The following is a 17,890-nucleotide window of genomic DNA, read 5'->3' on the forward strand; positions in this document are numbered from 1 at the left end:
AAGGCACGGGGCGGCGCGGCTGGTCACACCACCTGGCGGCCGCGCAGCGCGGTGATCTCGTCGGCCGAGAGGCCAAGCTCGGCCAGGATGGCGTCCGTGTGCTCGCCCAGGGCGGGCGGATGGGCCACCACCTCGCTCGGCGTCCGGCTGAGGCGGAAGGGCTGGCCCACATAGTCCTGCGCCGCGTTGCCGCCGTTCAGGTGGCGGGCGATGCCGAGATGCTTCACCTGCGGGTCGCCGAACATCTGGTCGATGGTGTAGATCGGGCCGCAGGGCACGCCGGCGGCGTTCATCTTCTCGACCCAGGCCGTCATGTCGTCGGTGACGGTGACGGCCTCGATCTCGGCGTTCAGCGCATCGCGGTTCTGGCTGCGGGCGCTGCCGGTGGCAAAGCGCGGGTCCTTGGTCCATTCCGGCTTGCCCAGCACCTGGCAGAGCCGCTCCCAGATGCGCTGGCCGGAGGCGGCGATGTTCATGTGCCCGTCGCGGGTCTTGAACACGCCGGTGGGGATGCTGGTGGGATGGTTGTTGCCCGCCTGCTTCGGCACGTCCTGCGCCTGCAGCCACCGCGCCGCCTGGAAGTCCAGCATGAAGATCTGCGCCTCCAGCAGCGAGGTCTGCACCCACTGCCCCTTGCCGCTCACCTCGCGCTCCAGCAGCGCCACCATGATGCCCTGCGCGGCGAAGAGGCCGGAGCAGAGATCGGCGATGGGGATGCCGACGCGCACCGGACCCTGGCCGGGCAGGCCCGTGATCGACATCAGCCCGCCCATGCCCTGGGCGATCTGGTCGAAGCCGGGGCGGTTGGCATAGGGCCCGTCCTGCCCGAAGCCCGAGATGGAGGCCAGGATGATGCGCGGGTTGACGGCGGCGAGCGCCTCATAGTCGATGCCGAGGCGGGACTTCACGTCGGGGCGGAAGTTCTCCACCACCACATCCGCCTTCTCCACCATGCGCTTGAACAGGGCGACGCCGTCCGGGTCCTTCAGGTTCAGCGTCATGCCGCGCTTGTTGCGGTGCAGGTTCTGGAAGTCCGGGCCCTGGCGCGGGCCGCCCATCGGATCCCCGGCGTCGATGCCCTCGGGCATCTCGATCTTGATGACCTGCGCGCCCCAGTCGGCCAGCTGGCGGACGCAGGTGGGGCCGGAGCGGACCCGCGTCAGATCCAGCACGGTGAAGCGCGAAAGGGCCGTGGAGGCCTTGGGGAAAGCCTTGGGGTTGGCGTGCGTCATCATGTGTTCTCCCTCGGGCCGAGGCTAGCATCCCGCCCGCATTCTGCAAACTGTTTACAGAGGACATTTTGTGGCTTCTGCTGACAGTAGACAAAGGGGCGGGGGATTTGGCAGTTTGGCCGCATGGCCGACAGCCCCGTCTCCCCGCTTCACATCGTCCGCACCCAGTCCCTCGCCTCGCTCGTCGCCGACGAGCTGGAGCGCATGATCCTGTCAGGGGAGATACCACCGGGCACGCGCCTGAACGAGCAGGCGCTGGCGGCGCGGCTTGGCGTCAGCCGCGGGCCGGTGCGCGAGGCGGTGCGCGGGCTGGACCGCTCCGGCCTGGTGGTGACGGTGGTCAACCAGGGCTCCTTCGTGCGCCAGCTCAGCGCCGAGGAGGCGATGGACGTCTATGACCTGCGCGTGGCCCTCACTGGCTATGCCTGCGAGCGGCTGGCCGGCCGCGCCACGCCCGAGCAGCTCGGCACGCTGGAGGACATGGTGCAGGGCATGGAGAGCGCGGCCGACAGCGACGACGCCGCGCGCTACTACGCGCTGAACCTCGACTTCCATTCGGCACTGATGAGCATGGGCGGCAGCAGCCGCGCCGTCCGCCTTTACGACGATCTCGGCAAGGAGCTGACGCTGTTCCGCCGCCGCGCCCTGGTGGCGCCGGAGAACATGCGCGAGTCGAACGCCGAGCACGCCGCGATCCTGCACGCCCTGGCCGCCGGCGACGCCGCTGCGGCGCGCATGGCGGGCGAGGCGCACATCCGGGGTGGCAAGCGGCGCTTCGCCACGTCCACCCCACCCGCGGGCACCGAGCCCGCCGGCAAGAAGCGGCCCGGCAAAGCGGCCGCGCGAGGAGAGGAAGAGCATGTTCAAGATCGTGATGCCCCAGGCGAACCCACGCGGTGAGGCAACCCCGCGCGACGAGATGGCGCCCGCGCTCTGGAGCCGCCGGCGGGCGCTGACCGGCCTTGGCGCGCTGGGGGCGGGGATGCTCGCCGCGCCTGCCCTGCTGCGCGCCCAGCCGGCGCTGGGCAGCCGCCCGATCGAGGTGGTGACGCATGCCGGCGTCGGCGGCGGCACGGACATCACCGCGCGCATGATGACGGCCCAGGCCCCCGCCGTGCTGGGCATGGACTTCACCGTGGTGAACAAGACCGGCGGCAGCGGCGCCGCCGCCCTGGCCTATGCGGCCAGCCGGCCGAAGGACGGCCACACCCTGCTGCTGATCACCCAGACGCACCTCATCACCATGCTGCGCAGCAAGACGCCGCCAGTGCAGATCGAGGACATCGTCGGCATCGCCCGCGCCACCGAGGATCCGCAATTCGTCATGGTGCGCGCCGACAGCCCGCTGCGCTCGGCCGACGAGCTGGCCTCGGCCGGGCAGAAGCGGCCGCTGCGCTTCGGCATCACCCATGCCGGCAGCGTGGACCACGTGGCGGTGGCGGGCTTCTCCAGGGCGGCCAAGGTGCAGCACGCGGCCGTGCCCTTCCGCGGCGGCGGCGACATCGTGGTGAACGTGGTCGGCGGCAACATCGACATCGGCCTGCTGAACTACGCGGAAGCGGAGGCGCAGATCCGCGCGGGCGAGGTGAAGCCGCTGATGGTGCTGGCCGAGAGCCGCGTCTCCTCCGCCCCCGACGTGCCGACGGCCAAGGAGCTCGGCATCAACTTCACCGCCGCCACCACGCGCGGCTTCTGCGTGCTCAGGGGCACGCCGGAGGACCGCGTCGCGAAGCTGGAGGAGGGGCTGGTGAAGGCGATGCGGACGCCCGTCTATCAGAGCTACCTCACCAGTTCCGGCCAGTCGGCCGAGAGCGTGGCGGGCCGCAAGGTGTGGCAGGCGCAGATCGAGGAGTTCTGGAGCCAGGGCAAGGACGCGCTGGCATCGCTGGGCATCTCCGCGAGCTGAGGCGCCAGATCGCCGCTGCCAGATCGCTGGCGCTGGCGGGGGCGGCGTTCCAGACGGCGGAAAGGCCGCCCTACCAGCGGCGGCCGTGATAGCCGTGGCGGCCATGGCCGTAATAGCCATGGCCGTAGCCAGGGCGGCCGTAGCCGCGCCCATAGCCGTGGGAGCGGCGATGGTAGCGGCGGTCGTCATTGTCGGACAGGGAGCCGGCGATCAGGCCGGCGGCGAGGCCGGCGCCGGCGCCAAGGGCCAGGGTGCTTCCCCAGTCGGTCGAGCCGTCCGGGTTCTGGCAGCCCGCCAGGACCAGCGTGCCTGCCAAAGCCAGGGGAGCCAGGATGCGCCGCATGGTGGGATCTCCTCCGATGCGACATAGGCTGGCACCCTCCTGGGGCAAGGCCGCAGCAGAACCGCGGCGCTCCTGTGGCCCAACAAGGCAATCATGGCAGGGCGCCGCCCTCGCGCCCCTTCCGCCCTGGCGGGAAGACTAGCCCCGCGCGCCGGAGAAGGCGTTGAAGGTCTGCAGCGTGTAGGTGTCCTTCACGCCCTCCACGGACTGCACCTTCTCCACCACGAACAGCCCGATATCCTGGTCGTTCTCCAGGTAGAACTTGCCCAGCAGGTCGTACTGGCCGGAGATGGAATGCATCTCGGACAGCTCCTCGATGCTGTCGGCCATCTCGCGGGCCACCTGGTAGGCCTTGCCCATCTCACATTTCAGCATCACGAAAATGGCGCGCATCGCGTTTCAACCCTTGCCTGGAGTGCTCCGGCCCGCCGCGCGGGCGGCGGGAAGGCAGCATCGCCCGTTCCCCGCCGCGCGCACAGAGGGGCGCGTGACGCGGCCGCTTGTGCCCCATGCCGGGCGATGGAGGAAACCCCCGGCCCAGGGGGGACGGCGTGCGCCGCGGGTGAATCGCCTTCCGGCCGGGTAGCCCTGCCGCGCGCCCTCCGCTAGCTTGCCGCCCTGGTTGCCAGACAACTGGCTGAGGGAACGGGACCATGGACGGGATGAGCACAACGGGCCGCACGGGCGGCCAGCTTCTGGCCGATGCGCTGGTGGCGCAGGGCGTGACACAGGCCTTCTGCGTGCCCGGCGAATCCTATCTCGACCTGCTCGACGGCCTCTACGCCAACAGCGACAAGATCGCGCTGACCACCTGCCGCTTCGAGGCGGGCGCGGTGAACATGGCCGAGGCCTATGGCAAGCTGACCGGCCGCCCGGGCGTGGCGCTCGTCACCCGCGGCCCCGGCGCCTGCCACGCCGCCATCGGCGTGCATGTGGCGATGCAGGACAGCACGCCGCTGGTGCTGATCGTCGGCCAGATCCCCTTCGCCGAGACCGACCGCGAGAGCTTCCAGGAGGTGGACTACCGCCGCATGTTCGGCTCGGTGGCCAAGTGGGTGACGCAGATCGACGACGCGGCCCGCATCCCCGAGCTGATGGCGCACGCCTTCGACGTGGCGACGAGCGGCCGCCCCGGCCCGGTGGTGATCGCCATCTCGGAGGAGATGCAGAAGGTGCGGGTGCAGGTGCCGGACATCGGCCCTGCCGAGGTGGCGCCGGCCCATCCCTCGCCGGCGGCGCTGGAGAAGATGCTGGCCCTGCTGGACGCGGCCGAGCGCCCGCTGGTGGTGCTGGGCGGCTCCCGCTGGAGCGCCGAGACGCGCCGCATCGTGCGCGAGTTCTGCGTGGCGCGCGACCTGCCCGTGGCTGTCGGCTTCCGCCGGCAGAGCCTGTATGACTGCACCCTGCCCAACTACGCGGGCGACCTCGGCGTCGGCGCCGATGCCGGGCTGGTCGCCAAGGCGAAGCAGGCCGACCTGATCCTGGCGCTTGGCACCCGCATCGGCGAGCCGGTGAGCCAGGGCTACACGCTGTTCGACATGGCCGGGCAGGGCGGCCAGAAGATCGTCCATGTCTATCCGGACCAGGCCGAGATCGGCCGCGTCTACCGCCCGGCGCTCGGCATCACCGCCGAGATCAACGCCTTCGCCGAGGCGCTGGCGAAGCTGCCGGCCCCCACCGGCCCGGCCCGCTGGTCCGCCTGGACGAAGGAGGTGCACGCCGCCCGCCTGAAGCAGGCCGAGGCGCCGGACTATGCCGGGCCGCTGAACCTCGCCCGCGAGCTGCAGGCGCTGGAGAAGGTTCTGCCGCCCGACACCATCTTCACCTGCGATGCCGGCAACTTCGCCACCTGGCCGAACCGCTTCATGCACCTGACGGCGGAGCAGGAGTTCCTGGGCCCGACCAATGGCGCCATGGGCTATGCCGTGCCGGCCGCCATCGGCGCCAAGGTCAGCTTCCCGCAGCGCACCGTCATCGGCCTCGTCGGCGATGGCGGCTTCCTGATGACGGGCCAGGAGATCGCCACCGCCTTCCAGGCGGGGGTCGCGCCGATCGTGCTGGTGTTCAACAACGGCATGTACGGCACCATCCGCATGTACCAGGAGCGCGCCTATCCCGGCCGCGTTTCCGGCACCAAGCTGACCAACCCGGACTTCGCCAAGTTCATCGAGAGCTTCGGCGGCCATGGCGAGACGGTGGAGAAGGATGGCGAGCTGGTGCCGGCCTTCCAGCGTGCCGTGGCCAGCGGCAAGCCGGCCGTGATCGAGGTGCGGGTCAATCCGGAGCAGGTGACGCACCGGGCGACCATCTCGGACCTGCGGGCGCAGGGGAACGTGAAGAAGCACTGACGGGCCGGGGGAGGCGAACTCCCCCGAACTCCTTTCCTGCCCGGCGGGTCAGTCGCCGAGCGCCGTGCCCTCGCGGCGCGGGTCGGCGCCGCCCAGCAGGCCCCGCGGCGTCACGAGGATGGCCTGGAGGCCCGAGGGCTGCGGGCGGATGTCCGTCCTGTGGCCGCGCGCCTGGAGCTCGCCCGCCAGCGCGGCGGCGGGGCTGTCGGCTTCCAGCTCCACCGCGCCGCCCAGGCTGTTGACGCGCGGCAGCGAGACCGCCGCCTGCGGGTCCAGCTTCCAGTCCAGCAGCCCCAGCAGCGTCTGCGCCACATAGCCGATGATGCGCGCGCCGCCCGGCGAGCCGAGGCTGGCCAGCAGCTTCCCCTCCGCGTCGAACACCAGCGTCGGCGCCATGGAGGAGCGCGGGCGCTTGCCGCCCTCCACCCGGTTCGCCACGGGGCGGCCCTCGATCTCCGGCCGGAAGGAGAAGTCGGTCAGCTCGTTGTTCAGCACGAAGCCGCGCACCATCAGCCGGGCGCCGAAGGCATCCTCCACCGTGGTGGTCATGGAAAGGGCGTTGCCGCTGGCATCCACCACCGAGACATGGCTGGTGCCGTGCTCGGGCTGCGCGGGCATCGGCGCCAGCCCGGCCTGCCGCCAGCGCGGGTTGCCCGGGCGCGCGGCGGCGGCGGCGCGGGCCGCGTCGATGAGCTGGGCGCGGAGGGTGAGGTAGGAATCCTCCGTCAGCCCGCGCACCGGCACGCGGACGAAGTCGGCATCCGCCAGATAGAGCTCGCGGTCGGCATAGGCGAGGCGGCTGGCCTCCGCCAGCAGATGCGCCGCCTGCGGCCCGCGCGGGTCGAGCCGCGCCATGTCGAAATGCTCCAGCAGGCCCAGGATCTGCGCCACCGCCACGCCGCCCGAGGAGGGAGGCGGGAAGCCGCAGACGCGCCAGGCGCGGTAGGGCGTGCACAGCGCCTCGCGCCGCTGCGGGCGGTAGGCGGCGAGGTCGGCCTCCGTCATGCCGTTGCCGGCACCGCCATGCCGGGCCACGGCGGCCACGATGTCCCGCGCCACAGGCCCCTCGGTGAGTGCCCTGCTGCCCTCCGCCGCCACGGCGCGCAGCGTTTCCGCCAGGGCCGGGTTGCGCAGGGTGTGGCCGGCGGGGAGGGGGCTGCCATCAGGCGCCAGGAAATAGGCGGCCGCGCCGGGGTCCTGCCGCAGCCGCCCGGCATTGGCGGCGATGGTGCCGGCCAGCCGCGGCGAGATGGGGAAGCCCTGCTCGGCCAGCCGGATGGCGGGGGCGAAGAGATCGGCCCAGGGGAGCCTTCCCTCCGCCTTGTGGGCCGCCTCCAGCATCGGCATCACCCCCGGCACGCCGACGCTGCGGCCGGACAGCACCGCCTCGTAGAAGGTGAGCGGCGTGCCGTCGGCGCGCAGGAACAGGGAAGGGGTGGCGGCGGCGGGCGCCGTCTCGCGTCCGTCCCAGGCGGAAAGCGCTCGGCGGTCGGCATTCCAGTGCAGCAGCAGCGCCCCGCCGCCGATGCCGGAGGATTGCGGCTCCACCAGCGTCAGCACCGCCTGGATCGCGATCGCCGCATCCACCGCCGCGCCACCCCGGCGCAGCATGGCGAGCCCCGCCTCGGCCGCCAGCGGGTGGGCGGCGGCCACCATCTGCCGCTCGGCGCGGGCGGGCGGGCGGGCGCCTTCCAGCGCGCCGGGCATGGATTGCGTGTCCTGCGCCCGCGCGGGCAGGGCGATGAGCAGCACGCCGAGGAACAGGAAAAGGCGCGGCATTGTCGATTCCTCCACGGGGCCGTGGCAGAGTAGCGGGGTTGCGGCCGGGCTTGCATCCGGCGGCGCGTGCGTCACCTATGGGGCGAACCCCCGGGCGACGGAAAAGGCACGATGGATCAGGACGAAACGGGCGCTGGCGGCCGCATCCGCCAGAAGCTGGTGGAGACGAAGCAGGCCTGGGCCAGGGCCGGCCGCCTGCTGACGGGCGAGACCGCCCGGCCGGAGGAGCAGCGCCTGCCGCCCGGCCAGCGGCTGGTGCAGGACTTCCCCGTGCTCGACCTCGGCATCCAGCCGGAGGTGCCGGAGGGCGCCTTCCGCCTGCGTCTGGACGGGCTGGTGGAGAACCCGGTGACGCTGGACTGGGCCTGGCTGAGCGAGCTGCCGCAGGAGGATCGCGTCAACGACATCCACTGCGTCACGCAATGGTCGCGCTACGACAACACCTGGACCGGCGTGCCGGTGCAGGCGTTGCTGGACCTGGCGCGGCTGAAGCCGGGAGCGAGGTTCGTGAGCTTCGAGGCGCATGACGGCTACACCACCAACCTGGCGCTCGAGGATTTCGCGCGGCCCGAGAACCTGCTCGCCCATTCCTGGCAGGGTGAGCGGCTGACACGCCAGCATGGCGGCCCGCTGCGCATGGTGGTGCCGCATCTCTACTTCTGGAAAAGCACGAAGTGGGTGAAGCGCATCACCTTCATGGCCGAGAACCAGCCCGGCTTCTGGGAGGTGCGTGGCTATCACGACCGGGGCGACCCCTGGATGGAGGAGCGCTATGGCTGACCTTCCGCGCCGCACGGTGCTGCGTGCGGCGCCCCTGATGGCGGCGCCGCTGCGCGCCGCGCGCGCGGCGGACGAGGCTGCCCGGGGCCATGACTTCCTGTTCGAATCCATCGAGGGCGGCGAGATCGACCTCGGCGACTTCCGCGGCAGGCCGCTGCTGGTGGCCAACACCGCCAGCTTCTGCGGCTTCTCCCGCCAGTTCGAGGGATTGCAGGCGCTGCACGACGTCTACGGGCCGCGCGGCCTGCTGGTGCTCGGCGTCCCTTCCAACGACTTCAACCAGGAAGCGGCGGACCGCAAGTCCATCAAGGATTTCTGCGAGGCCACCTTCGGCGTGGCCTTTCCCATGGCCGCGCCCTGCCATGTGAAGGGGCCGCAGGCGCATCCCTTCTTCGCCTGGACCGCCGCGCGCAGCACCCCGCCGCGCTGGAACTTCTTCAAGTACCTCGTGGCGAGGGACAGCCGGCTGTTGCAGGCCTTCCCCAGCAATGCCGAGCCGGACGCGCCGGCCTTCCGCAGGGCCGTCGAGGCCGCGCTGGCATGAGGGCGGGCTGGCGCCCCATGGGGTGCGCCGACCTGCCGGCCGTGGAGCGCATCGCCGCCGCCGTGCATCCGGGCTACCCCGAGGACGCGGCGGTACTGGCCGAGCGGCTGGCGCTGCACCCGGGCGGCTGCTGGATGCTGGAAGGGGCGGAGGAGCCGGTGGGCTACGCCATCAGCCATCCCTGGCACCGGCGGCGGCCACCCGCGCTGAACACCCCCCTCGGCGCGCTGCCCGACGCGCCCGGCACCTACTATGTGCACGATGTCGCGCTGCTGCCCGCCGCGCGGGGCCAGGGGGCCGCCGGCCGGCTGATGCCGCTGCTGCTGGCCGCCGCCCGGGGCCTGCCCGAGCTTTCCCTGGTGGCGGTCGGCGGCTCGGTCCCCTTCTGGGAGCGACAGGGCTTCCGCGTGGTGGACGACCCGGTGCTGGCCGACAAGCTGCGGAGCTACGATGCCGAGGCACGTTTCATGCGCCGCGCGCTGCGCGGCGACACGGCCGATTTGTGAGCGTGCGCGGGTCAGCCCTTTCGCCTCTGCGATAAACTCTTGGCCAGCATGGCTTGATGTTTATCTGCCGGAAATGATCTGCAGGTGCGTGCCGCCTCAATTGCCCCGCCAACGCCAGGGGATGCTTGCAGCTCATGCATGCTGTCGATGCGCCTCGCCACTACCGGCGAATGTTCCGCCCTGGGGTGCCCGGTTGTGGCCCCGATCCGCGCCTCCGTAACACCGACCGCCCGCGCCGGGGCCGGTTTCTGTGAGCGGCTCTCCACCGGCGGCAGGCCCGAGATCGTCCCTGTCCGTCTTCGATGCGGTGGTGATCCTGGTCGGCATCGTCGTCGGGATCGGCATCTTCCGGACACCATCCCTGATCGCGGCCCATGTGAGCAGCGAGGCGGCCTTCATCGGCGTCTGGCTGGTGGGCGGCCTCGTCACCCTGATCGGCGCGCTCTGCTACGCGGAACTGGCCGCCGCGCACCCGAACAGCGGCGGCGAGTATCACTTCCTCTCCCGCGCCTATGGCAGGCCGGTGGCCATGCTGTTCGGCTGGGCACGCGGCACGGTGATCCAGACCGGGGCCATCGCCGGCGTGGCCTTCGTGCTGGGCGACTACGCGGCGCAGCTTCTGCCCCTCGGCCCGCACGGCCCGGCGATCTACGCGGCGCTGTCTGTTCTGCTGCTCACCGGGGTCAACGTCGTGGGGACCGTGCAGGGCAAGTCCTTCCAGATCGCCGTGACGCTGATCGAGATCGGCGCCATTCTCGCCATCATCGGCTTCGGGCTGCTTGGCGCCACCGGGGCGGCGCCGGCGTTGGAAACCTCGCCCGCCCAGACGGCCGGCATAGGCATGGCGATGATCTTCGTGCTGCTGACCTATGGCGGCTGGAACGAGGCTGCCTATCTCACCGGCGAGCTGAAGGATGCGCCGCGAAACGTGCCGCGTGTGCTGCTGGCCGGCACGGCGGTGATCGTGCTGCTCTACGTGCTGGTGAACCTGGCCCTGCTTGCAATCCTGGGGCTTGAGGGGCTGCGCGGCTCCCAGGCGGTGGCGGCGGACATGATGCGCGCGGTGGCCGGCCCTTCCGGCGCCAACCTGGTCAGCGCCGCTATTCTTCTTGCCGCCCTCTCGACGCTGAACGCGACGATCTTCACCGGCGCGCGGACCTGCGCCGCGATGGCGCGGGACATCACCTTCCTGTCCCGCGTCGGCAACTGGAGCGGGCGCGGCAGCACGCCGGCCAACGGCCTGCTCCTGCAGGCGGCGATCGCGCTGGCGCTGGTGGGTTTCGGCGCGGTGACGCAGGACGGCTTCCGCGCCATGGTGGACTACGCCGCGCCGGTCTTCTGGGGGTTCCTGCTGCTGGTCGGCGTCGCGCTGTTCGTGCTGCGGCGCCGGGAGCCGCATCGCGCGCTGCCCTACCGGGTGCCGCTCTACCCTGTGACGCCGGTCCTGTTCTGCCTCAGCTGCCTCTACATGCTGCATGCCAGCATCGCCTACACCGGCCTGGGCGCGCTCGTCGGGCTCGCCGTTGTCGCCGCCGGCGCGCCGCTCCTGCTCTTCCGGCGCCACGAGCAGGAGCCGGCACGCTCCATTGCCCCGGAGAACGCCGCATCGCAGCCCGCCAGTCCCCTTTGACCAGATCCTAGACCGTGGAGATCCCCGTCATGAACCGCATGACCCTTCTCGCCTCGGCCTGCCTCGTTTTCCTGTGGGGCTGGCAGAGCACACAAGCCCAGCCTGCACAAGCCCAGCCTGCACAAGCCCAGCCTGCACAAGCCCAGCCTGCACCGGTCGCGCCCACCCCGGCGGCACCCGACACCTACAAGCCCACGGTCGGCCAGATGGGCAAGGACGTGGTCTGGGTGCCGACGCACCAGGCGCTGGTCGACCGCATGCTCGACATGGCCAAGGTCACCCCGCAGGACTACCTCGTGGACCTCGGCTCGGGCGACGGGCGGACGGTGATCACGGCCGCCAAGCGCGGCGTCCGGGCCCATGGCATCGAGTACAACCCCGATCTGGTGGCGGTCTCGCGCCGGGCCGCGCAGGCCGAAGGGGTGGCGGAGCGCGCCACCTTCGCGCAGGCCGATATCTTTCAGTCAGACTTCTCCGATGCCACCGTGGTCACGCTGTTCCTGCTGCACACGCTGAACGAGCGCCTGCGCCCGACCCTGCTGGCCATGCGGCCCGGCACCCGGGTGGTCTCCAACACCTTCACCATGGGCGACTGGGAGGCCGACCAGCAGTACGAGCATAAGGGCGAGTGCTCCAGCTTCTGCCGCGCCTATCTCTGGATCATTCCCGCCGACGCCGCGGGGGAGTGGCGGCTCGGCGAGGACCGGCTGGTGCTGCGCCAGACCTACCAGATGCTGAGCGGCACCCTGACCCGTGATGGTCAGGAGCTGCCCATCACCGAGGCGAAGATGGACGGCAACCGCATCGCCTTCACGGCGGGCAACCGCCGCTACACCGGCGAGCTGGCGGAGGGCCGCATCACCGGCCGGACCGAGGACGGCGCCGAGTGGAGCGCGACGCGCGCGCCGGGTTGAGCGCGCGGCGGCGGGGAAGCTTCCTTCCCCGCCGCGCTCATCCGAACCGGTTGTTCCGCGGGAAGCCGTTCGGCGGCTGCCGGCCCGCGCCCGCGCGGTTGCCCCGCCAGGTGGTGAGGTCCGTCTCCAGCCGCACCCGCTCGCCGATGCGCCAGCTCAAGCCAGCCGTGCCCTGGAACACCTTCACATCCGAGAGCCGGCCGTCGCGGTAGCCCTGCAGGGCCACGCCGCGTCCGCGCGTCATCTCCGGCACCTGTTCCAGCGGGAAGACCAGCAGCTTGCGGTTGGTGCCGATGATGGCCACGGTGTCGCCCTCCACCGGCACGCAGGCTGCCGCCTCGTTGGGCGCCTCCAGCGTCAGCACCTGCTTGCCGGTCCGCTTCTCCGCCACCAGGTCCTCGGACCTGACGACGAAGCCGCGCCCGTCATCGGCGGCGACCAGGTATTTCCGGCCCTCCCTCCAGACGAACAGCTCCACCACCTCGTCCTCGTTGGTGAGCTCCACCATCAGGCGCACGGGCTGGCCGTCGCCCCGGCCGCGCGGCAGGGCCTCGGCCTTGATGGTGAAGCTCTTGCCGTTGGTGGCGAAGAGGCAGATGCGGTCGGTCGTCTCGGCGTGCAGCGCGAAGCGCAGCCGGTCGCCCTCCTTGAACTTGTGCTCCGTTTCCAGCGGCACATGGCCCTTGAGCGCGCGGATCCAGCCCTTCTCGGACAGGATGACGGTGATCGGCTCGCGCTCGATGAAGGCGCGCTCGTCGATCACCACGGCGGCGGGGGCGGCGTCGATGGCGGTGCGGCGGCGGCCGATCCCCGTTTCCTCGCCGAACTTCTCGCGCGTGGCGGCGATCTGCCCGGCCAGCGTCTTCCAGCGCAGCTTCTCGCTGCCGAGCAGCGCCTGGAGCGACTTCTGCTCCGCGCTGAGCTTCTTGTGCTCGCGGCGGATCTCCATCTCCTCCAGCTTGCGCAGGCTGCGCAGCCGCATGTTCAGGATCGCCTCGGCCTGCACCTCGGTCAGCGAGAAGGTGCTGACCAGCACGGGCTTCGGATGGTCCTCCTCGCGGATGATGCGGATCACCTCGTCGAGGTTCAGGTAGGCGACCAGGTAGCCGTCGAGGATCTCCAGCCGGCGGGCGATGGCGTCCAGCCGGTGTTGGCTGCGGCGCACCAGCACCTCGTGCCGGTGGTCGAGCCAGGCGCGCAGCACCTCCTTGAGGCCCATCACGCGCGGGGTGCGGCTCGCGTCCAGCACGTTCATGTTGAGCGAGACGCGGGATTCCAGCGGCGTCGCGCGGAACAGCGTCTCCATCAGCACGGCCGGATCGACGGTCCGGCTCTTGGGCTCCAGCACCACGCGGACGACGTCGGTGCTCTCGTCCCGGATGTCGGCCAGGAGGGGAAGCTTCTTCTCCTCCATGAGCTGCGCGATCTGCTCGATCAGCCGCGACTTGGCGACCTGGTAGGGGATCTCGGTGACGACGACCTGCCAGGTGCCGTTCTTCAGCTGCTCCTTTTCCCAGCGCGCCCGGATGCGGAAGCCGCCGCGGCCGGTGGCATAGGCCTCGCGCACCGCCTCCGGGCTCTCGATCATCACGCCGCCGGTGGGGAAGTCGGGGCCGGGGACATGCCGCAGCAGCTCGTCGATCCCGGCCTTGGGGTTCTCGATCAGCGCCAGGGCGGCGGCGCAAAGCTCGCCCGCATTGTGCGGCGGGATGGAGGTGGCCATGCCCACCGCGATGCCGTTGGCGCCATTGGCCAGCAGGTTGGGGAAGGCTGCGGGCAGGACGATCGGCTCCTGCTCCTCGCCGTCATAGGTGGCGCGGAAATCGACCGCGTTCTCCTCGATGCCTTCCAGCATCGCGCTCGCGATGGCGGTCAGCCGCGCCTCGGTGTAGCGCATGGCCGCGGCGTTATCGCCGTCGATGTTGCCGAAATTGCCCTGGCCCTCGACCAGCGGGTAGCGGGCGGCGAATTCCTGCGCCAGCCGCACCATGGCCTCGTAGATCGAGGCGTCGCCATGCGGGTGGTACTTGCCCATCACGTCGCCCACGATGCGGGCGCATTTCTTGAAGCCCGCCGCCGGGTCCAGCTTCAGCTGGTGCATGGCCCAGAGCAGCCGGCGGTGCACCGGCTTCAGCCCGTCCCGCACATCCGGCAGGGAGCGCGCCGTGATGGTGGACATGGCATAGGCCAGGTACCGCTCCGACAGCGCGGCGGAGAGGTTGGTCGGCTTCACGGCCCCGCCTTCGGGCAACGCGGTCAGGTCATCGGGCATGGCGGCACTCCAGGCAGTCTCGGTACACGCATCGGTCACGCAGTCTGTCACGTAAGCGGTGTGGGCGGGCTAGCGCAGCGCGGCGCTTCGCGCCAGGGGCTTCGCGGCAAAACGGAACAAAAAACGAACGGATAGGCGAGGCTCACAATGCCGTACACCATTGCCCCGGAGGGGCTGACGCTGCCGGAAGCGGGTGGCCATAGTGGGGCCGGCCATCAATCCAGGAAAAACAACAATCAATCCGGGAGAAGTTCAGGAATGAGTGCAAGCGCCGAAACCATTGCGAAAAACCGGGTCATGGCGGAGAACGATCCCTACCGCCTCACCCGGGCGGGCATCATGGAGCCGCCCACGGGCTGGAAGCACTCGCTGAGGCATCTCGGGCCGGGGCTGATCCTCAGCGCCTCCATCGTGGGCTCGGGCGAGCTGATCGTCACCACCACGCTTGGCGCCACGGTGGGGTTCGCGCTGCTGTGGATGGTCATCTTCAGCACCTTCGTGAAGGTGGCGGTGCAGATCGAGCTGGCGCGCTGGTGCATCTCCACCGGCCAGCCGGCGCTCACCGGCTACAACAAGGTGGGCCCGCATGTCGGGCGGCTGAGCTGGATCAACCTGCTCTGGGCGCTGATGGCGCTGTCCAAGGTGCTGCAGATGGGCGGCGTGGTGGGCGGCACGGCGCTGGCGCTCAGCATCATGCTTCCGATCGGCGGGGAGCCGCTGGGCGGCACCTCGCTCGGCGCCTGGACGGCGATCGTCGTGCTGGGCAGCATCGCGCTGCTCTACAGCAACAGGTACAGCCGCATCGAGCGGGGCGCCGGCATCCTGGTGGTGCTGTTCTCCTTCATCACCATCGGCATCGCCCTCGGCCTGCCCTTCACGCCCTTCGCCTATTCGATGGACGACATCGCGGGCGGCCTGTCCTTCGCCATCCCGGCGGGAGCGGTGGGCGCCGCCATCGCCATGTTCGGCATCACCGGCGTGGGCGCGGACGAGCTGACCTTCTACACCTACTGGTGCATCGAGAAGGGCTATGCCCGCTATGTCGGCCCGAACGATGGCAGCGAGGCCTGGCAGCGCCGCGCCAGGGGCTGGATCGGCGTCATGTACAAGGACGCCTTCCTGTCCTGGGTCATCTACACCTTCGGCACCATCGCCTTCTTCATCATGGGCGCCGCGGTGCTGAACCCGCAGGGCGTGGTGCCGCAGGGCAACGAGATGATCACCGCCCTCTCGCGCATGTACACCGACACGCTGGGCCAGTGGGCCGGCACGGTGTTCCTGCTGGGCGCGGTGGTGGTGCTGGGCTCCACCCTGTGGGCGGCGGTGCCGAGCTGGTCGCGCATGTATGTCAACCTGCTGGCCGAGATGGGCGTGCTGGACTGGCGCGACACGGCGGCCCGGCTGCGCTGGATCCGCATCTTCACCATCGCCCTGCCGCTGATCTGGGGCACGGCCTATCTGTTCATGCGCTCGCCGGTGCTGATGGTGCAGATCGGCGGCATCGCCACCGGCATCTTCCTGCTCGCGGTGGTGGTGGCGGTGTGGCACCTCCGCCGCACCGAGACCGATCCCCGCCTCTACGGCAGCGGCGCGTTCAACGCGCTGCTGGTGGTCAGCAGCATCGCCATCGTGCTGCTTGGCCTCTACACCGGTCTGAGCGCCCTCAAGCTGGTCTGAGGCAGCCAGGGGGCACCGCCCCCTGGACCCCCCCCTCGTCAGGGAGTGGCGCGCCTCTCCTCCAGCAGGCGGGTCAGCATCTCGATCTGCCGCTCCTGCCGCTCCAGCAGCGCCGTCATCTGCTCGGCACGCATCCGGTCCAGCTTCTCGTGCAGGGCCATGATCTCGATCTCGGCCTTCAGGTTCACCTCGTAGTCATGCGCCGCCACCAGCCGGTCCTTCGCCGACTGCCGGTTCTGGCTCATCATGATGATCGGCGCCTGCAACGCCGCCACCATCGAGAGGATCAGGTTCAGGAAGACGAAGGGGTAGGGGTCGAAGGGCTGCCGCAGCAGCCAGAGATTGGCGCCCGCCCAGAGCACCAGCATCAGCAGGCTGAGCAGGATGAAGCTCCAGGAGCCGCCGAAGCTGGCCACCTTGTCCGCCACCCGGTCGCCGAAGCTCAGCTTCTCGGAGAAGGCCTCGTTGGTGTCGTGGCTGAGCGGGCGGCGCTCCAGCGCGCGGCTCAGCGCGCGTTGCTCGGCCTCGCCAAGAGCCTCGCCGGCGCCGAACCAGCGCTCGGCGGCCTCACGGAATTCCGGCTTCGGGGAAGGGGGCATGGCGGCGGCTCCGGGGCGCGGGGAAGCTTTCAGGGGCGGGCGTGGAACCACTGGCCCAGTGCCAGCCAGGGCCGCGCATCCCAGAAGCGGCTGGCCTGGCCGGAGGTGGAGGGCATCACCCAGACGGGCGGAAAATCCGCCGGGCCCTCGACCCGGCCATAGGCCACGGCGCCGGTGCGGCGGCGGAGGAAGGCGGCGGCGGGCGCCTTGGCGGTGAAGGCCACCGCCTCCGGGCGCACGGCACGGATGCGGGCGGCGAAGCCCGCTGGGTCGTAGGCATCGGGGGGGAGCTGGTCGTCATTGCCGGCGGCGTGCTTGGCCATGTCGGTGAGGCCGATGCGGTGGCGCAGCAATTCGGGGTATTCGGCGGGCGCCAGGCGGCGCGGCGTGATCCCCGCCTGGTGCAGATGCCCCAGAAGCGGTTGCCAGGATGCGCGTAGTAGGCGCCCCGCGCCGCCGAGACGAGGCCCGGCGCCGAGCCGCAGAACACCAGCCGCAGCCCAGGCGCCAGCAGGTCGGGCAGTACCGGGTCAGGCAGTACCGGGTCAGGCAGGGCGGGCTCAGGCATGGGCGGGGGCCCCGGGCGGCGGCGGCAGCAGGGCCTCGATGCGCGTCTCCAGCCACGCCCGCGCCACCGGCACGGGGCGGTGGCGGCTGCCGAAGGCGTCGCGCGCCAGGAAATGCCTGGTCAGCCGCAGCCCGGCGAGCCATTCGGCCGGGTCCGCCTCGGCCTGCCCGCCCTGCAGGAACAGCGGCAGCGGCAGCAGCCGCCCGGCATAGGGGGCGGCGGCCTCGGCGCTCACCGCCCGGCCGCTGCGTGGCGAGACATGGGTGAGGTGCTCGGCCGTGCCGGTCACGGCGCAGGCGGACAGGTCGAGCCCATAGCCCAGCGCCTCCAGCAGCAGCGCCTCCCAGCGGATGTAGTCGGCCATCATGGCGGGGGCGCCGCGGCCCAGATTGGCCATCAGCGCGAGCAGGCCGGAAAAGACGCGCGGCTGCGCCTCGCGCTCCGGCAGCGCGTCGGCGGCGAGCGCGCAGGCGGAGCGGAGGAGAGCGAGGGACAGCGGCTCGTCCAGCGCCAGGGCGGCGGTGGGATGCACCATCTCGCCGCTGAAGGCGCCGAGCTGGTCGGAAAGCCGCGCCACCCAGCGCACCTCGACCAGGTTGCCCGGCTGCCACAGCCCCGCCTGGGCGCGCGAGCCGCCACCCTTGGCCAGGCCCAGATGCCGCCCGTGCGCCTCGGTCAGCACGGCGACGACGGCGCCACCCTCGCCATGCGGGCGGGCCTCCAGCACGATGGCGGGGGCCTGCCACTCCATCAGCTCAGGCCACGGCCGCCGGAGGCAGACCTGCCGGAGGA

General features: G+C 71.1%; 17 protein-coding genes and 1 pseudogene. 9 read left to right on the forward strand and 9 right to left on the reverse strand.

The features are described 5' to 3' along the window. Positions 1 to 23 precede the first annotated feature (23 nt). Entirely contained in the window at positions 24 to 1,235 is a 1,212-nt protein-coding gene (locus CR162_RS00100) for a CaiB/BaiF CoA transferase family protein (RefSeq protein ID WP_099093505.1), read from the reverse strand. Between the two features lie 120 nt (positions 1,236 to 1,355). Here CR162_RS00100 and CR162_RS00105 point away from each other — a divergent pair, with 120 nt between their 5' ends. Beyond that, a complete protein-coding gene (locus CR162_RS00105; RefSeq protein ID WP_099093506.1) occupies positions 1,356 to 2,132 on the forward strand; it encodes a GntR family transcriptional regulator in 777 nt (258 codons plus the stop codon). Next, on the forward strand, positions 2,092 to 3,138 hold the full coding sequence (locus CR162_RS00110; protein WP_099093507.1) for a Bug family tripartite tricarboxylate transporter substrate binding protein: 1,047 nt from the start codon (positions 2,092 to 2,094) through the stop codon (positions 3,136 to 3,138). Before CR162_RS00105 ends, CR162_RS00110 begins: the two co-directional genes overlap by 41 nt. Before the next feature lie 70 nt (positions 3,139 to 3,208). On the opposite strand, the gene CR162_RS00115 is transcribed toward CR162_RS00110, so the two are convergent. Then, complete coding sequence (locus CR162_RS00115) at positions 3,209 to 3,481, reverse strand: hypothetical protein (protein ID WP_099093508.1); 273 nt, start codon at positions 3,479 to 3,481, stop codon at positions 3,209 to 3,211. A 138-nt stretch (positions 3,482 to 3,619) separates the two neighbouring features. Further along, positions 3,620 to 3,874 carry an Lrp/AsnC ligand binding domain-containing protein gene (locus CR162_RS00120; RefSeq protein WP_099093509.1) on the reverse strand — a complete coding sequence of 85 codons (255 nt, stop codon included), beginning with the start codon at positions 3,872 to 3,874 and terminating at the stop codon, positions 3,620 to 3,622. A gap of 260 nt (positions 3,875 to 4,134) precedes the next feature. On the opposite strand from CR162_RS00120, the gene CR162_RS00125 reads away from it, so the two are divergent. Beyond that, positions 4,135 to 5,829 carry a thiamine pyrophosphate-dependent enzyme gene (locus CR162_RS00125; protein WP_099093510.1) on the forward strand — a complete coding sequence of 565 codons (1,695 nt, stop codon included), beginning with the start codon at positions 4,135 to 4,137 and terminating at the stop codon, positions 5,827 to 5,829. Between the two features lie 48 nt (positions 5,830 to 5,877). Here the strand turns inward: CR162_RS00125 and ggt are convergent, their stop codons facing one another. Next, a complete protein-coding gene (gene ggt / locus CR162_RS00130) occupies positions 5,878 to 7,608 on the reverse strand; it encodes a gamma-glutamyltransferase (protein ID WP_099093511.1) in 1,731 nt (576 codons plus the stop codon). Between the two features lie 111 nt (positions 7,609 to 7,719). Between ggt and CR162_RS00135 the strand changes: the two genes are divergently transcribed. The 5 genes from CR162_RS00135 (at position 7,720) to CR162_RS00155 (ending at position 11,982) form a co-directional block, all read left to right on the forward strand. Then, on the forward strand, positions 7,720 to 8,388 hold the full coding sequence (locus CR162_RS00135; RefSeq protein ID WP_099093512.1) for a sulfite oxidase-like oxidoreductase: 669 nt from the start codon (positions 7,720 to 7,722) through the stop codon (positions 8,386 to 8,388). Next, positions 8,381 to 8,932, forward strand: coding sequence for a glutathione peroxidase (locus tag CR162_RS00140; RefSeq protein WP_099093513.1), 552 nt, complete (start codon positions 8,381 to 8,383; stop codon positions 8,930 to 8,932). The genes CR162_RS00135 and CR162_RS00140 overlap by 8 nt, the downstream gene beginning before the upstream one ends. Further along, the gene (locus tag CR162_RS00145; protein WP_099093514.1) at positions 8,929 to 9,438 is read left to right on the forward strand and encodes a GNAT family N-acetyltransferase; all 510 of its coding nucleotides are present in this window, start codon (positions 8,929 to 8,931) and stop codon (positions 9,436 to 9,438) included. Before CR162_RS00140 ends, CR162_RS00145 begins: the two co-directional genes overlap by 4 nt. 250 nt (positions 9,439 to 9,688) lie before the next feature. Then, a complete protein-coding gene (locus CR162_RS00150) occupies positions 9,689 to 11,068 on the forward strand; it encodes an APC family permease (RefSeq protein WP_099093515.1) in 1,380 nt (459 codons plus the stop codon). A gap of 29 nt (positions 11,069 to 11,097) precedes the next feature. Beyond that, on the forward strand, positions 11,098 to 11,982 hold the full coding sequence (locus tag CR162_RS00155) for a class I SAM-dependent methyltransferase (protein ID WP_099093516.1): 885 nt from the start codon (positions 11,098 to 11,100) through the stop codon (positions 11,980 to 11,982). 37 nt (positions 11,983 to 12,019) lie between these two features. Here the strand turns inward: CR162_RS00155 and parC are convergent, their stop codons facing one another. Continuing rightward, a complete protein-coding gene (parC, locus tag CR162_RS00160) occupies positions 12,020 to 14,254 on the reverse strand; it encodes a DNA topoisomerase IV subunit A (RefSeq protein WP_099093517.1) in 2,235 nt (744 codons plus the stop codon). A 297-nt stretch (positions 14,255 to 14,551) separates the two neighbouring features. Between parC and CR162_RS00165 the strand changes: the two genes are divergently transcribed. Further along, positions 14,552 to 15,931: an Nramp family divalent metal transporter gene (locus tag CR162_RS00165; RefSeq protein WP_245870046.1), complete on the forward strand. Its 1,380-nt coding sequence runs from the start codon at positions 14,552 to 14,554 to the stop codon at positions 15,929 to 15,931. A 38-nt stretch (positions 15,932 to 15,969) separates the two neighbouring features. Here CR162_RS00165 and CR162_RS00170 read toward each other — a convergent pair whose 3' ends face one another. The 4 genes and pseudogenes from CR162_RS00170 to recO all read right to left on the reverse strand — a co-directional run bounded on the left by CR162_RS00170 (position 15,970) and on the right by recO (position 17,849). Continuing rightward, positions 15,970 to 16,530, reverse strand: coding sequence for a DUF1003 domain-containing protein (locus CR162_RS00170; RefSeq protein ID WP_099093519.1), 561 nt, complete (start codon positions 16,528 to 16,530; stop codon positions 15,970 to 15,972). Positions 16,531 to 16,559: 29 nt separating this feature from the next. After that, positions 16,560 to 16,883 (reverse strand): uracil-DNA glycosylase family protein, encoded by a 324-nt coding sequence (locus CR162_RS22675; RefSeq protein ID WP_245870047.1) that lies wholly within the window; start codon positions 16,881 to 16,883, stop codon positions 16,560 to 16,562. Positions 16,884 to 16,906: 23 nt separating this feature from the next. After that, positions 16,907 to 17,098 (reverse strand): annotated as a pseudogene (locus CR162_RS23195) (uracil-DNA glycosylase family protein); the annotation flags it as partial. Then, positions 17,091 to 17,849 carry a DNA repair protein RecO gene (recO, locus tag CR162_RS00180; protein ID WP_099093520.1) on the reverse strand — a complete coding sequence of 253 codons (759 nt, stop codon included), beginning with the start codon at positions 17,847 to 17,849 and terminating at the stop codon, positions 17,091 to 17,093. The pseudogene CR162_RS23195 and the gene recO, both read right to left, overlap by 8 nt. Positions 17,850 to 17,890: the final 41 nt, after the last annotated feature.

The sequence above is a fragment of the Teichococcus rhizosphaerae genome (assembly GCF_002631185.1).
GTDB lineage: Bacteria > Pseudomonadota > Alphaproteobacteria > Acetobacterales > Acetobacteraceae > Pseudoroseomonas > Pseudoroseomonas rhizosphaerae.

What these genes read in the sequence shown, in the direction of transcription:
- CR162_RS00110 (WP_099093507.1), top strand. Translation starts at nt 2,092, where the DNA reads ATGTTCAAGATCGTGATGCCCCAGGCGAACCCACGCGGTGAGGCAACC.
- CR162_RS00140 (WP_099093513.1), top strand. Translation starts at nt 8,381, where the DNA reads ATGGCTGACCTTCCGCGCCGCACGGTGCTGCGTGCGGCGCCCCTGATG.
- CR162_RS00115 (WP_099093508.1), bottom strand. Translation starts at nt 3,481, where the DNA reads ATGCGGCGCATCCTGGCTCCCCTGGCTTTGGCAGGCACGCTGGTCCTG.
- CR162_RS00170 (WP_099093519.1), bottom strand. Translation starts at nt 16,530, where the DNA reads ATGCCCCCTTCCCCGAAGCCGGAATTCCGTGAGGCCGCCGAGCGCTGG.
- CR162_RS00100 (WP_099093505.1), bottom strand. Translation starts at nt 1,235, where the DNA reads ATGATGACGCACGCCAACCCCAAGGCTTTCCCCAAGGCCTCCACGGCC.
- CR162_RS00105 (WP_099093506.1), top strand. Translation starts at nt 1,356, where the DNA reads ATGGCCGACAGCCCCGTCTCCCCGCTTCACATCGTCCGCACCCAGTCC.
- CR162_RS00145 (WP_099093514.1), top strand. Translation starts at nt 8,929, where the DNA reads ATGAGGGCGGGCTGGCGCCCCATGGGGTGCGCCGACCTGCCGGCCGTG.
- ggt (WP_099093511.1), bottom strand. Translation starts at nt 7,608, where the DNA reads ATGCCGCGCCTTTTCCTGTTCCTCGGCGTGCTGCTCATCGCCCTGCCC.
- parC (WP_099093517.1), bottom strand. Translation starts at nt 14,254, where the DNA reads ATGCCCGATGACCTGACCGCGTTGCCCGAAGGCGGGGCCGTGAAGCCG.
- CR162_RS00120 (WP_099093509.1), bottom strand. Translation starts at nt 3,874, where the DNA reads ATGCGCGCCATTTTCGTGATGCTGAAATGTGAGATGGGCAAGGCCTAC.
- CR162_RS00125 (WP_099093510.1), top strand. Translation starts at nt 4,135, where the DNA reads ATGGACGGGATGAGCACAACGGGCCGCACGGGCGGCCAGCTTCTGGCC.
- recO (WP_099093520.1), bottom strand. Translation starts at nt 17,849, where the DNA reads ATGGAGTGGCAGGCCCCCGCCATCGTGCTGGAGGCCCGCCCGCATGGC.
- CR162_RS00165 (WP_245870046.1), top strand. Translation starts at nt 14,552, where the DNA reads ATGGCGGAGAACGATCCCTACCGCCTCACCCGGGCGGGCATCATGGAG.
- CR162_RS00155 (WP_099093516.1), top strand. Translation starts at nt 11,098, where the DNA reads ATGAACCGCATGACCCTTCTCGCCTCGGCCTGCCTCGTTTTCCTGTGG.
- CR162_RS00135 (WP_099093512.1), top strand. Translation starts at nt 7,720, where the DNA reads ATGGATCAGGACGAAACGGGCGCTGGCGGCCGCATCCGCCAGAAGCTG.